The sequence below is a fragment of the Streptomyces actinomycinicus genome (assembly GCF_016741775.1).
GTDB lineage: Bacteria > Actinomycetota > Actinomycetes > Streptomycetales > Streptomycetaceae > Streptomyces > Streptomyces actinomycinicus.
In genome coordinates this window covers 819,696-832,473 of the sequence record NZ_JAERRK010000001.1, presented here as the reverse complement: position 1 = coordinate 832,473, position 12,778 = coordinate 819,696, and the positions used below count along the sequence as shown (strand labels likewise).

9 protein-coding genes are annotated in these 12,778 nt (G+C 71.0%); 3 read left to right on the top strand and 6 right to left on the bottom strand.

Annotated features, from left to right (window positions below; genetic code table 11):
- Positions 1-119 precede the first annotated feature (119 nt).
- The 4 genes from JK359_RS03775 to JK359_RS03760 form a co-directional block, all read right to left on the bottom strand.
- Positions 120-1,805, bottom strand: a complete 1,686-nt coding sequence (locus tag JK359_RS03775) for a glycoside hydrolase family 13 protein (protein WP_201831525.1) — start codon at positions 1,803-1,805, stop codon at positions 120-122.
- A gap of 188 nt (positions 1,806-1,993) precedes the next feature.
- Complete coding sequence (locus JK359_RS03770; RefSeq protein WP_201831524.1) at positions 1,994-2,899, bottom strand: sugar ABC transporter permease; 906 nt, start codon at positions 2,897-2,899, stop codon at positions 1,994-1,996.
- Positions 2,900-2,918: 19 nt separating this feature from the next.
- Positions 2,919-3,923, bottom strand: coding sequence for a carbohydrate ABC transporter permease (locus tag JK359_RS03765; RefSeq protein WP_201831522.1), 1,005 nt, complete (start codon positions 3,921-3,923; stop codon positions 2,919-2,921).
- A gap of 101 nt (positions 3,924-4,024) precedes the next feature.
- Positions 4,025-5,299 carry an extracellular solute-binding protein gene (locus JK359_RS03760; RefSeq protein ID WP_201831520.1) on the bottom strand — a complete coding sequence of 425 codons (1,275 nt, stop codon included), beginning with the start codon at positions 5,297-5,299 and terminating at the stop codon, positions 4,025-4,027.
- A 387-nt stretch (positions 5,300-5,686) separates the two neighbouring features.
- Between JK359_RS03760 and JK359_RS03755 the strand changes: the two genes are divergently transcribed.
- Both JK359_RS03755 and JK359_RS03750 read left to right on the top strand, forming a co-directional pair.
- The gene (locus tag JK359_RS03755; RefSeq protein WP_201831518.1) at positions 5,687-6,721 is read left to right on the top strand and encodes a LacI family DNA-binding transcriptional regulator; all 1,035 of its coding nucleotides are present in this window, start codon (positions 5,687-5,689) and stop codon (positions 6,719-6,721) included.
- A gap of 68 nt (positions 6,722-6,789) precedes the next feature.
- Entirely contained in the window at positions 6,790-7,647 is an 858-nt protein-coding gene (locus JK359_RS03750) for a phosphatase PAP2 family protein (protein WP_201831516.1), read from the top strand.
- Here the strand turns inward: JK359_RS03750 and JK359_RS03745 are convergent.
- Together JK359_RS03745 and JK359_RS03740 are read right to left on the bottom strand one after the other, a co-directional pair.
- Entirely contained in the window at positions 7,635-10,649 is a 3,015-nt protein-coding gene (locus tag JK359_RS03745; RefSeq protein ID WP_201831514.1) for a bifunctional [glutamine synthetase] adenylyltransferase/[glutamine synthetase]-adenylyl-L-tyrosine phosphorylase, read from the bottom strand. The genes JK359_RS03750 and JK359_RS03745 overlap by 13 nt on opposite strands.
- Before the next feature lie 294 nt (positions 10,650-10,943).
- Positions 10,944-11,762, bottom strand: coding sequence for a DUF72 domain-containing protein (locus tag JK359_RS03740; RefSeq protein ID WP_201831512.1), 819 nt, complete (start codon positions 11,760-11,762; stop codon positions 10,944-10,946).
- 127 nt (positions 11,763-11,889) lie between these two features.
- Between JK359_RS03740 and JK359_RS03735 the strand changes: the two genes are divergently transcribed.
- Entirely contained in the window at positions 11,890-12,777 is an 888-nt protein-coding gene (locus tag JK359_RS03735) for an alkaline phosphatase family protein (protein WP_201831510.1), read from the top strand.
- The last annotated feature ends 1 nt before the right edge of the window (position 12,778 follow it).

Here is a 12,778-nt window from a genome sequence, read left to right as displayed (position 1 = left end):
GCTGGGGACGCTTGCTGAAATGTTTCAGCAAACTTGCGGTGACGCAGATGTTAAAGGCCCGCTGCCGGAAAGACAGCGGGCCGTTGTGAAGTTGATGCAAGAACTTTCCGGACGGGGCGTCAGACCGCCGCGGTCCACCACACGGTGGTGTCCGCGGGCACCTTCGCCTCGCCGCCGGTCTCGGCGATCTCCCCGCTGGCGAGCAGCAGCCGGCCGTACGCCGGGGTCATGACCGACTCGCCCGTGGTGTTCGCGACGCACACGAACTCACCGCGCCGGAAGGCCAGGACGCCCTCGGGCGCCCTCAGCCACTCCACCGCGTCGCCCGCGCCGAGGTCCGGCTGCGCCCGCCGCACGCGCAGGGCGGCCCGGTACAGCTCCAGGGTGGAGTCGGCGACGCCGGTCTGCGCCTCCACGCTCAGCTCGGCCCAGCTCGCCGGCTGCGGGAGCCAGCTGCCGCCGCTGCCGAAGCCGTACGAGCTGCCCGTACGGGTCCACGGGATCGGCACCCGGCAGCCGTCGCGGAAGCCGTCCTGGCCGGCCCCGCGGAAGTACGCCGGGTCCTGGCGCACCTCGTCGGGCAGGTCCACGACGTCCGGGAGGCCCAGTTCCTCGCCCTGGTAGACGTACGCCGAGCCGGGCAGGGCGAGCATCAGCAGGGTGGCGGCGCGGGCCCGGCGCAGGCCCAGTTCCCGGTCGCCCGCGGTACGGATCTGGGTGCCGAGGCCGGGCGGGTTGGCGAAGCGGGTGGCGTGCCGGGTGACGTCGTGGTTGGACAGCACCCAGGTGGCGGGGGCGCCGACCGGCCGCATGGCCTCCAGGGTGCGGTCGATGACCGTGCGCAGCTCCTCCGCGTCCCATTCGGTGCCGAGGTACTGGAAGTTGAAGGCCTGGTGGAGTTCGTCGGGGCGCACGTAGTTGGCGGTGCGCTCGACGGTCGGGGTCCAGGCCTCCGCCACGAAGATGCGCTCGCCCGCGTACTCGTCGCAGATCGTGCGCCACTGCCGGTAGATGGCGTGCACGCCGTCCTGGTCGAAGAACGGCATGACATCGTTGCCCAGCAGTTTCAGCTGGTCGTGGGAGCCGAGGTCCGGCAGGCCGTCGGCCTTGACCAGACCGTGGGCGACGTCGATGCGGAAGCCGTCCACGCCCATGTCCAGCCAGAAGCGCAGGATGGAGCGGAACTCGTCGCCGACGGCCGGGTGGTCCCAGTTGAAGTCGGGCTGCTCGGGGGCGAACAGGTGCAGGTACCACTCACCGGGCGTGCCGTCCGGCTCGGTGACCCGCGTCCAGGCCGGCCCGCCGAAGATGGACTCCCAGTCGTTGGGCGGCAGTTCGCCGTTCTTCCCCTTGCCGGGGCGGAAGTGGTAGCGCTCGCGCAGCGGCGAGCCCGCGCCCTCGGCGAGGGCCCGCTTGAACCACTCGTGCTGGTCGGAGGAGTGGTTCGGGACCAGGTCCACGATGATGCGCAGCCCCAGCTCGTGGGCGTCGCGGATCAGCGCGTCCGCGTCGAGCAGGTTGCCGAACATGGGGTCGACGGCACGGTAGTCGGCGACGTCGTAGCCGGCGTCGGCCTGCGGGGAGGCGTAGAAGGGGCTGAGCCACACGGCGTCGACGCCGAGGTCGCGCAGGTACGGGAGGCGGGAGCGTACGCCCTCCAGGTCGCCCATGCCGTCGCCGTTGCTGTCGGCGAAACTGCGCGGGTAGACCTGGTAGATGACCGCGTCCCGCCACCAGTCGCGGCGGTCGGCGACGGTGCCGGCGGCGGAGTGTCGGGCCGGTGCGGCGGAGTGCTGCTGGCTCATGGCGTCCTTGATGCGATGGAGGTCCCCCGCTCGAACGCGGTCGAGAGTGGGGGGAAGGGCAGTGGTGGGCGTGGGTACGGCGGCGGACGGAAGGTGCGAGGCGGGCCGCGGTGACAGCGGGGTCGGATGGGCACCGCGGCCCGCCTACCCGCGCGACCGTGCGCGCGGGAGCCTGTTTCCGGCGGGCGTCAGCCCTTGGTGCCGCCGGCGGTGAGGCCGGTGACGAGGTTCTTCTGCACGAGGTAGAAGAACACGGTCACGGGTATCGCGATCAGCACCGCGGTGGCGGCCATGTAGTTCCACTGGGCGTCGTGCTCGCTGACGAAGGTCTGCAGGCCGACGGCGAAGGTGTACTTGGAGTCGTCCAGCATGAAGGTGGTCGCGAAGGCGACCTCGCCGACGGCGGTGATGAAGTTGTAGAACGCGGCGACGGCCAGGCCCGGGCGGGCCAGCGGGAGGATGAGCCGGAAGAAGGTGCCGAAGGGGCTCAGCCCGTCCACACGTCCGGCCTCGTCGATCTCGAAGGGGATGGTGTCGAAGTACCCCTTGAGCAGCCAGGCGCTGTACGGGACCGCGGTGGAACAGTTGATGATGATCAGCGACCAGTAGGTGTCGATCAGACCGAGTTCGCTGAAGATCTCGTACATCGGCACGATCAGGATGGCGATCGGGAAGGCCTGGGTGAGCAGCAGCACCCACATCAGCTGCTTGTAGCCGGGGAAGCGCATGCGGGAGACCGCGTAGCCGGTGGTGGCGGCGACGAAGACACCGATGAAGGTGGTGCCGAGGGCCACGATCAGCGTCGACTTGAACCAGTCGAAGAACGCGGTGTCCTCCAGCACGAAGCGGTAGTTGGACAGGGTCAGCTTGCCCGCGATCTCGCCCGGGTGCAGGTAGTCCTCCTTGTCCGGGCCGAGGGACAGGTAGAACAGCCAGGCCACCGGGGCCACCGCGATGAGGCTCGCCACGGCGAGGCCGCCGTGCAGCAGGGCGGCGCCGAGCGGGCCGCGCTCGCCCCGCCGGCGGACGCGGCGCCGGGGCGCCGGGGCGGGAGCCGGTGCGGTCTCGGTCTTGTCCAGGGTCGTGGTGCTCATGGCGGCGGCTCCTGCGGCGTCAGACGGCGAGCTGGTCATTGCGCTTCAGCCAGCGGAAGTAGAAGGAGGTGAAGACGGTCAGGATCGACAGCAGCAGCACGCCGTAGGCGGCGGACTGGGCGAAGTCCCGTGGCTGCTGGCCGAAGCCCAGTGCGTAGGCCCAGGTGACGAGGATCTGGGCGTCCGGGGCGGAGTTCTTGCCGAACAGCAGGAAGATGATGACGAACTGGTTGAAGGTCCAGATGATGCCGAGCAGCACGACGGTGGAGCTGACCGAGCGCAGACCGGGCAGCGTGACGTGCCGGAAGCGCTGCCAGGCGCTCGCGCCGTCCATCTCCGCGGCCTCGTAGAGCGAGGAGTCGATGGACTGCAGGCCGCCGAGCAGGGAGAGCATCATGAACGGCACACCGCACCAGGTGTTGACCATGACCGCGGCGAACCGCTGCCAGAAGGTGTCCTCCAGCCATTCCGGCTGGGGCAGGTGCAGGGAGCCGAGGATCTGGTTGAGCACACCGGAGTCGGCGAGCATGATCCGCCAGGAGAAGACGGTGACGAAGGTCGGCACGGCCCAGGGCAGCACGAGCAGCAGCCGGTAGGCGGTGCGGCCGCGCAGCTTCTCGTTGAGCATGAGCGCGAGGCCCAGTCCGATGGTGTAGTGCAGGGCCACGCAGGCGACCGTCCAGACCACGGTCCACAGGAAGTGGGACCAGAAGCGGTCGTAGGCCGTGGGGCCGAACAGGATGTCCTGGTAGTTGTCGAGGCCGATGAACTTGTAGGTGGCGTCGATGTGGTTGACGCCGATCGTGCGCGCCGAGTTGAGGCTGTTGGCGTCGGTGAGCGTGAGGTAGACGCCCCGCGCCAGCGGGTAGCCCACGAGAACACCGAGCACGATGACCACCGGGGCGATCATCGCGTAGGCGTACCAGTACTTCTGGAGGCCGTTCTTCAAGCGCTGCCCCAGCCCGGGCCGAGGCGCGCGGTCACCGCGGCGCTTGCCGGTCGCGCGGTCGATGGCGACTGTCATGGTTCGACACCTTCAATGGTTCACGGGGTTGGGCCGGGCACAGGGCGGTGGCCGCCGGATCCTTCCCCTCCGTCACGAGAGGATCCGACGGCCACCGGGGCTCACTTGCTGAAGCCGGTCACGAGCTTGGAGATGGCCAGTTCGGCGTTGCTCAGGCCCTTGTCCAGCGACACCTTGCCGCCGGCGATCTTCGGCAGCTCCTGGTCGAGCGGGGTCCACAGGCTGCTGTACTCGGGCAGGGCCGGGCGGGGCTGGGCGGCGCTCAGGACGCCCTGGTAGCCGGCGATGCCGGGGTCGGCCTTGACCTGGGCGGTGTAGGCGTCGGAGCGGGTGGGCAGGGTGGAGTTCTTCAGGGCGATGGCCTCCTGGGACTTCGCCGAGGTCATGAACTTCACGAACTTCAGCGCCGCCTGCTGGTGGGCCTTGTCCGAGCCGGCGTAGACCGCGAGGTTGTGGCCGCCGGTCGGGGCGCCCGCCTTGCCGGTGGAGCCGGCCGGGACGGTGGCGATGCCGAGGTTCGCCTTGTCCTTGAAGGCGCTGCCCTTGTAGAAGTTCGTGATCTCCCAGGGTCCCTGGACGATCGCGGCGACCTTGCCGTTGACGAACGCGTCCTGGATGTGGGCGTAGGCGTCGGCGGTGGTGTCGGCCTTGTGCAGGCCCTTGCCGGAGAACAGGCTCAGCCAGGTGCCGTAGCCCTTCTTGGCCTCGGCCGAGTTCACGGTGATCTTCTTGGCGGCGACGTCGACGGTGTCGGTGCCCTCGCCGTAGAGGAAGGTCTGGGCGTAGTAGGCCTGGGTGGAGCCCCAGTAGCCGTCGACCCCGGCCTTGCTCTTGATCTTGGCGGCGTCGGCCTTCAGCTCGTCCCAGGTCTTGGGGGCCTCGGTGATGCCGGCCTTCTTGAACAGGGCCTTGTTGTAGACCAGCGCGAGGGTGTCGGTGACGAACGGCACGCCGTAGGTCTTGCCCTCGTACTGGGCCTGCTTGATCAGGTTCGGCTCGAACTTGCCCTGCTCGGAGAGGGCGTCGGTGCCGTCCAGCGGCAGGAAGTAGCCCTTCTTGGCGAAGGCGGGGGTCCAGCCCACCTCGGAGCGCAGCACGTCCGGGGCGCCCGTGGCACCGGCCGCGGTGTCGAACTTGTTCTGCGCCTGGTCGAAGGGGACGTTGACGTACTTGACCTTGATGTTCTTGTTGGCAGCCTCGAACTGCTGGACCAGGGCCTTGTACGCCGGCGCCTCATTGGTGGCGTTGGAGGTGTCCCACCAGGTGATGGTGACCGGGCCGTCCGACTTGCCGCTGTCGTTGTCGCTCCCGCCGCACGCCGTCGCCGTGAGGGCGAGGGACGCCACCAGCGCGGAGGCCGCTATGCCACGCCGCATGAGTTCTCCTTGAGGTTCAAGCCCGAGTGGTACAGAGGGCGGTCCCGTCCGCCCCTGCGACTTGCCGACTGCGCCGTTGCCGCGGCCGGGCGACTCGGAACGTAACAGCGATGTAAGCGTTGCGAAAGACCTTGCAGAAAAAAAGTGCAAGGAAACCCGGAGGTTACGCGGTCGTGACCTGCGCGAGGCCCTTTGGCGACCGTGTTCCGTCGCCGATCAGCGCGGAGCGGCTCATTTGTGCAAGACTCTGCAAGTTCTTGCCGTACGAGTCTCACAGAAGGACGAGGGAGCGCGATGACGCAGCAATCCACGGCGGGCCGTGCGGCCGCCCGCGCCCGGCGTCCGGCCGGTGTGCAAGGGCAGATACGACCGGTACAGTCCAGTGCCGTGACCACACGGCTTGCTGACATCGCTGCGCAGGCGGGGGTGAGCGAAGCGACTGTCAGCCGGGTCCTCAACGGGAAGCCGGGCGTCGCCGCCACCACCCGCCAGTCCGTGCTCGCCGCGCTGGACGTACTGGGCTACGAGCGGCCGGTGCGGCTGCGGCAGCGCAGCGAGGGCCTGGTGGGTCTGATCACGCCGGAGCTGGAGAATCCGATATTCCCGGCCCTGGCCCAGGTCATCGGCCAGGCGCTGACCCGCCAGGGCTACACGCCGGTGCTCGCCACGCAGACCCCCGGCGGATCGACCGAGGACGAGCTGACCGAGATGCTCGTGGACCGCGGGGTCGCCGGGATCATCTACGTCTCAGGGCTGCACGCCGACACCACCGCCGACATGCAGCGCTACGAGCGGCTGCGGGCGCAGGGCGTGCCGTTCGTGCTGGTGGACGGGTTCTCGCCGAAGGTGCAGGCGCCGTTCATCTCCCCCGACGACCGGGCGGCCATGACGCTGGCCGTGACGCACCTGGCCTCGCTCGGGCACACCAGGATCGGGCTGGCGCTCGGGCCGAAACGGTTCGTGCCGGTGCAGCGCAAGATCGAGGGTTTCGTCCGGGCGATGCAGGACCGCCTGGGGCTCGCCGCGGAGACCGTCGAGACCGAGCTGGTCCAGCACTCGCTGTACACCCTGGAGGGCGGCCAGGCGGCGGCGACGGCGCTGATCGACCGGGACTGCACCGCGGTGGTCTGCGCCAGCGACATGATGGCGCTGGGGGCCATACGGGCGGCCCGGCAGCGCGGCCTGGAGGTGCCCCGGGACGTGTCGGTGGTCGGGTTCGACGACTCCCCGCTGATCGCCTTCACCGATCCGCCGCTGACGACCGTCCGCAAGCCGGTCCCGGCGATGGGGCAGGCCGCGGTGCGCACGCTGCTGGAGGAGATCGGCGGGACACCGGCACCGCACAGCGAGTTCGTCTTCATGCCGGAACTGGTGGTGCGCGGCTCGACGGCATCGGCCCCCCATGTCCTCCGTACGCCGTAGAAGGTGCGCTGCGGACCCGACCAGGGGATGATCGGTCGAGGAAGCCTTTTCTGGCAGACTCTGTGCCTATGAGTGACTCGACCGTGACACAGCAGGAAGGTCGCGAGGAGGTGGCCGTTCCAGGAGCCGTCACGGGCGAGTACCGACGGGGTCCGCTGGGCCGGCTACGGCGTCCGCGACGGCCCCGGCTGTGGTTCGAGATCCTTCTGATCGCGGTGAGTTACTGGACGTACTCACTGATCCGCAACGCCGTCCCGGAACAGCGGGGCGCGGCCCTGCGCAACGCGGACTGGATCCTGCGCGTCGAGCACGAGCTGGGCATCGCCGTCGAGCAGTCGGTCAACCATGCCGCGAATTCGGTGAATTGGCTGATCGTGGGCATGAACTACTACTACGCCACACTGCACTTCGTCCTCACGCTCGGGGTGCTGGTGTGGCTGTACCGGTGGCATCCCGGCCGGTACGCGGCGACCCGGCTGACACTGTTCGCCACCACGGGCGTGGCCCTCGTCGGTTACTACCTGTTCCCGCTCGCACCGCCCCGGCTCATGCACGGCGGGCGCTTCGTGGACACCGTGATGGTTCACCACACCTGGGGGTCGATGGCCTCCGGTGACCTCAAGCACATGTCGAACCAGTACGCGGCGATGCCGTCGATGCACATCGGCTGGTCGCTGTGGTGCGGGCTGACGATCTTCGCGCTGGCGTCGGTGCCGTGGGCGCGGGTTCTGGGCCTGCTGTACCCGGTGGCGACCCTGGCGGTGATCGTCGCCACGGCCAACCACTTCTGGCTGGACGCGGTGGGCGGTGTCCTCTGCATGGCCTTCGGCTTCGCGGTGGCCCGGCTGTGGTACGGCGACCTGCCCTACCTGCTGCCCCGGCGGGTACCGGCGCGCGCGGGCGAGCCGGTACGTCAGTCGGCGTAGAACAGCTCGTCCACGACCGTGCGCGCCCGGCGGGTGGTGCGCCGGTACGCGTCCAGCATGTCCCCGACGTGCCCGGCGCCGTAGCCCAGGTACCGGCCGACGGCGGCCAGCTCGCGCGGCTCGGTCGGGAAGGTGTCCCCGGCCCGGCCGCGGACCAGCATGACCGCGTTGCGCACCCGGGTGGCGAGCACCCACGCCTCGTCCAGGGTCTCCTGCTCCTCGGCGGACAGCAGCCCCGCCTGGCGGGCGGCGGCCAGGGCCCCGCGGGTGCGGGTGGTGCGCAGGCCGGGCACGCGGTGGCCGTGCCGGAGCTGGAGCAGCTGGACGGTCCACTCGACGTCGGACAGGCCGCCGGGGCCGAGCTTCGTGTGCAGTTTGGGGTCGGCGCCCCGCGGCAGCCGCTCGGACTCCATCCGTGCCTTCAGCCGGCGGATCTCGCGCACGGACTCCTCGGTGAGGCCGTTCACCGGGTGGCGCAGGGGGTCGATCAGCTCGATGAACCGCCGGCCCAGGTCCTCGTCGCCGGCCACCGGCTCGGCCCGCAGCAGCGCCTGCGACTCCCAGACCAGGGACCAGCGCCGGTAGTACGCCTCGTACGACTTCAGGGTGCGCACCAGCGGTCCCGACTTGCCCTCCGGGCGCAGGCCGGCGTCGATGAGCAGCGGCGGGTCGGCGCTGGGCAGCTGCAGCAGGCGGCGCATCTCGGCGACCACCTTGTTCGCGGCGGCGGCCGCCTCGTGCTCGTCCACCCCGTCCTGCGGCTCGTGGACGAAGAGCACGTCGGCGTCGGAGCCGTAACCCAGCTCATGGCCGCCGAAGCGGCCCATCCCGATGATCGCGAACCGGGTGGGCAGGGTGTCGCCCCAGCCGTCCCGGACGACCGCGCGCAGGGTCCCGGCGAGGGTGGCCCGGGTGAGGTCCGAGACGGCGGCGCCGACCCGGTCCACCAGGGCGCCCTGGTCGGCCTCGGCGGGGCTGGTCTCGGTGCCGTAGGAGCCGACGATGTCGGCGGCGGCGGTACGGAACAGCTCGCGGCGGCGGACGCCACGGGCCGCCGTGACGCCCTGCTCGGCGTTCCCGGCCCGGCGCACCGCGGCGAGGATCTCCTGCTCCAGCTGGCCGCGGTCGCGGGGGGCCAGGCCGCCGCCGAGGGCCACCGGGCCCGCGCCGGTGCCGTCGCCGAGCAGCGCGACCGCCTCGGGGGCGCGCATCAGCAGGTCGGGGGCGAGACGGCCCGCCGACAGGACGCGGGCCAGGTTCTCGGCCGCCGCGCCCTCGTCCCGCAGGAGCCTGAGGTACCAGGGTGTCTTGCCGAGCGCGTCGGAGACCTTGCGGAAGTTCAGCAGGCCCGCGTCCGGGTCGGCCGAGTCGGCGAACCAGCCGAGGAGTACCGGCAGGAGGGTGCGCTGGATCGCCGCCTTGCGGGTCACGCCGGAGGCCAGCGCCTCCAGGTGGCGCAGGGCGGCGGCCGGGTCGGCGTAGCCGAGCGCCACCAGGCGTTCACGGGCCGCCGCCGCGCTCAGCCGGGTCTCACCGGGGCCGAGTTGGGCCACCGCGTCGAGCAGCGGGCGGTAGAACAGCTTCTCGTGCAGCCGCCGTACGACGCCGGAGTGCCGCTTCCACTCCCGGTTCAGCCCGGTCACCGGGTCGGTGCGCAGGCCCAGGGAGCGGCCCAGACGGCGCTGGTCCGCCTCCGCCTCCGGGACGAGGTGGGTGCGGCGCAGCCGGTAGAGCTGGATGCGGTGCTCCAGCGAGCGCAGGAAGCGGTACGCCTCGTCCAGGCGGGCGGCGTCCTCCCGGCCGACGTAGCCGCCGGCGGCCAGGGCCTGGAGGGCGTCCAGGGTGGTGCCGCTGCGCAGGCCGGCGTCGGTGCGGCCGTGCACCAACTGGAGGAGCTGCACCGCGAATTCGACGTCCCTGAGGCCGCCGGGGCCGAGCTTCAGCTCACGGTCGATCTCGGCGGCGGGGATGTTCTCGACCACGCGCCGGCGCATCTTCTGGACGTCCGCCACGAAGTTGTCGCGTTCCGCGGCCTTCCAGACGAGGGGCTCGAGCGCGTCGACGTACGCCCGGCCGAGGTCCGCGTCGCCGGCCACCGGGCGGGCCTTGAGGAGGGCCTGGAACTCCCATGTCTTCGCCCAGCGTTGGTAGTAGGCGAGGTGACTGCTGAGGGTGCGGACGAGGGGGCCGTTGCGGCCCTCGGGGCGGAGGTTGGCGTCGACCGGCCAGATGGAGCCCTCGACGGTCGTCTCGGAGCAGATCCGCATCAGGTGGGAGGCGAGTTTCGTCGCGGACTTGAGGGCCTGGGGCTCGGGGGTGCCCTCGGCCGGTTCCGCCACGAAGATCACGTCCACGTCGGAGACGTAGTTCAGCTCGTGGCCGCCGCACTTGCCCATCGCGATCACCGCGAGGCGGCAGGCGGCCGCGTCCTCCGGTGCCGAGCGTTCGGCGAGGGCCAGGGCCGCGCGGAGGGTGGCGGTGGCCAGGTCGGCGAGTTCCGCGGCGGTCTCGGCGACGTCCGTGGTGCCGCAGACGTCCCGGGCGGCGATGGAGAGCAGGCAGCGGCGGTAGGCCACGCGGAGGGAGACCGGGTCGGTGGCCTCGGCCAGGCCGCGTTCGAACTCCGTGACGCCCGGGTGGAGGTCCTGGGGCTCGTACGTGACCAGGGCCTGCCAGTCGGCGGGGTGGCGGGCGAGGTGGTCGGCGAGGGCGGAGGAGGCGCCGAGGATGCCCAGCAGGCGGTCGCGCAGGGGTTTGGCCGCGATGAGGGTGTCCAGCAGTCCGCGGTGGGCGGTGGGGTCGGGCTGGGCCTCCAGGAGGCGGACCAGGCCCTGCAGGGCCAGGTCCGGGTCGGCCGTGGCGCCCAGGGCCTCCAGGAGGAACGGGTCGTCGCGGACGGGGGCCAGTTCGGGGGCGTCGAGGAGGCGCTCGGCTGCGGAGGGGTCGGTGAAGCCGTGTCGCAGCAGGCGGGTGAAGGTACTGCTCCTGCGCCCCGGCGTCATCTCCGTGGCCTCCCCTCGGTCGGCTGTCGTCCTGGCCAGAGCCTAACCGGAGGGGACGGGTACGGCTTCGTCTGCGGGTGCGTGGTGGGGTGCGGGCCGTGGTCCGTGCGGGTGCGGGGTGGTATGCGGGCGGGGGTTCGTGCGAATGCGAGGTGGCATGCGGACGGGGGTTCGTGCGGGTGCGGGTGGGATGCGGACGGGGTTCGTGCGGGTGCGGGGTGGGGCGGGCGAGGGTTCGTGCGCGGGCGGGGTGGCGGGCCGGGGCCTGGTCGTTGCGGGGGCGTGGCCGTGCGGTTATGCCAGCAGGTCCCGCATCGTCCGTGCCGCCTCGGCCGCCGCGTCCGCGCAGCAGTTGTTGAAGAGGAGGTGGAGTTCCTTGGTCCGGGTGGACAGGGAGCGGATGCGGGGCAGCCACTCGGCGAGTTCGCGCTCGGTGTAGGTGTGCCGGAACCGCTCCTCCTTGGTGCCCGTCAGCCAGTGCGGACTGCGGCCGTGGAAGCGGACCAGGGCCAGGTGGGGGGTGGTGACCGGGGCCTGCCGCGGACCCTCGCGGGTGTCCGTGGCCACGGCGGTGGCCCCCAGGTCCCTGAGGAAGGAAGCCGTACGGTCGGTCTCCCACCAGGCGGGGTTGCGGAATTCGACGGCGAACGGCCAGTCGTGGGCGCGTTCCCGGGCCGTGCGGATGAACGACTCGGCTTCCGGGCCGGGGACGAGGGAGGGCGGGTACTGGAAGAGGAGGGTCCCCAGGCGGCCCGCCTCCCGGAGGGGCGCGAGCGCCGCGGCGTAGCGGGTCCAGACCTCGGTGCGCAGGGTCTCGTCGCGGGGGTGGCCGCGGAGGTCCGCGGGGAGGGCGGACGGGCGGGTGGGATGGCCGGTGAGGAGGGAGAACGCCTTGACGTCGAAGCGGAAGCCGGGGGGTGTGCGGTCCGCCCACAGGGTGGTGGTGCGGGCGGTCGGGAGGGCGTAGTACGGGGAGTCGGCCTCCACCAGGGGGAAGCGGGTCGCGTAGTGGCGCAGGCGGTTCTCCGGGGTCCGGTGGCCGGGTGGGTACCAGCCGCTCCTGAGCAGTGCCGGGTCGGTCCAGCCGCAGGTGCCGATGAAGATGTCCGACATACGGGCGGGGGTACCCGTCGTTCATCCGGTCTTCACCCTCGGGGTTGGCCTTCGTGGGCCGGGGGAATATTGGCGTGCGCATGCTCTGTCCGCACCGCCAGCCGTCCATTCCCACCCGGAGGTTGATGTGTCCGGCAGTTCCGTGTACCGCCGTGCCCGTACCGTCGTGGCGGCCGCGGCGGCCCTCGCCGCGGCCGCGGTCGGGGTGTGGACCGGGGTCGGTGAGGGGTCCGCGCACGCCGCGGGCGTCGTGCCCAGCCCGGACCACGTCGTCGTCGTGGTCTTCGAGAACCATGCCTACAGCCAGGTCATCGGATCCTCCAGCGCGCCGTACATCAACTCGCTGAGGACCGGGGGCGCCAGTCTGACCCAGTCGTACGCCGAGACCCACCCGAGCCAGCCGAACTACTTCGCGATGTTCTCGGGTTCGACGCAGGGCATCACCGACGACAGCTGTTACACCCCCGGCTTCTCCTCGGCGCGCAACCTCGCGTCCGAGGTGATCGCCGCCGGCCGCAGCTGGGCCAGCTACAACGAGACCCTGCCGAGCCAGGGATCCACCACGTGCAGCAGCGGCAAGTACGCCCGCAAGCACAACCCCTGGTTCGGGTTCAGCAACGTGCCCACGTCGAGCGCGAAGACCTTCGCGCAGTTCCCGGCGGACTACTCGACGCTGCCGCACATGTCGTTCGTGGTGCCGAACCTGTGCAGCGACATGCACGACTGCTCGGTGTCCACCGGTGACACCTGGCTGAAGAACAACCTGGGTGCGTACGCGACCTGGGCCAAGACCCACAACAGCCTGCTCGTCGTCACGTTCGACGAGGACAACCGGCTGAGCGGGAACCGGATCCCGACGGTGTTCTACGGGCAGCCCGTGGCCGCCGGGTCCGGCTCGGCGACCACGTACAACCACTACGACCTGCTGCGCACCCTGGAGGACACCCAGGGTCTGACCACGCACGCGGGCAACGCGGCATCCGCCAAGGACATCACCGGCATCTGGACGTCCTGAC

Bases quoted from the DNA above. Each gene is read 5' to 3' on its own strand.
- JK359_RS03775 (WP_201831525.1), bottom strand. From the start codon at position 1,805: ATGAGCCAGCAGCACTCCGCCGCACCGGCCCGACACTCCGCCGCCGGC.
- JK359_RS03770 (WP_201831524.1), bottom strand. From the start codon at position 2,899: ATGAGCACCACGACCCTGGACAAGACCGAGACCGCACCGGCTCCCGCC.
- JK359_RS03765 (WP_201831522.1), bottom strand. From the start codon at position 3,923: ATGACAGTCGCCATCGACCGCGCGACCGGCAAGCGCCGCGGTGACCGC.
- JK359_RS03760 (WP_201831520.1), bottom strand. From the start codon at position 5,299: ATGCGGCGTGGCATAGCGGCCTCCGCGCTGGTGGCGTCCCTCGCCCTC.
- JK359_RS03750 (WP_201831516.1), top strand. From the start codon at position 6,790: ATGAGTGACTCGACCGTGACACAGCAGGAAGGTCGCGAGGAGGTGGCC.
- JK359_RS03745 (WP_201831514.1), bottom strand. From the start codon at position 10,649: ATGACGCCGGGGCGCAGGAGCAGTACCTTCACCCGCCTGCTGCGACAC.
- JK359_RS03740 (WP_201831512.1), bottom strand. From the start codon at position 11,762: ATGTCGGACATCTTCATCGGCACCTGCGGCTGGACCGACCCGGCACTG.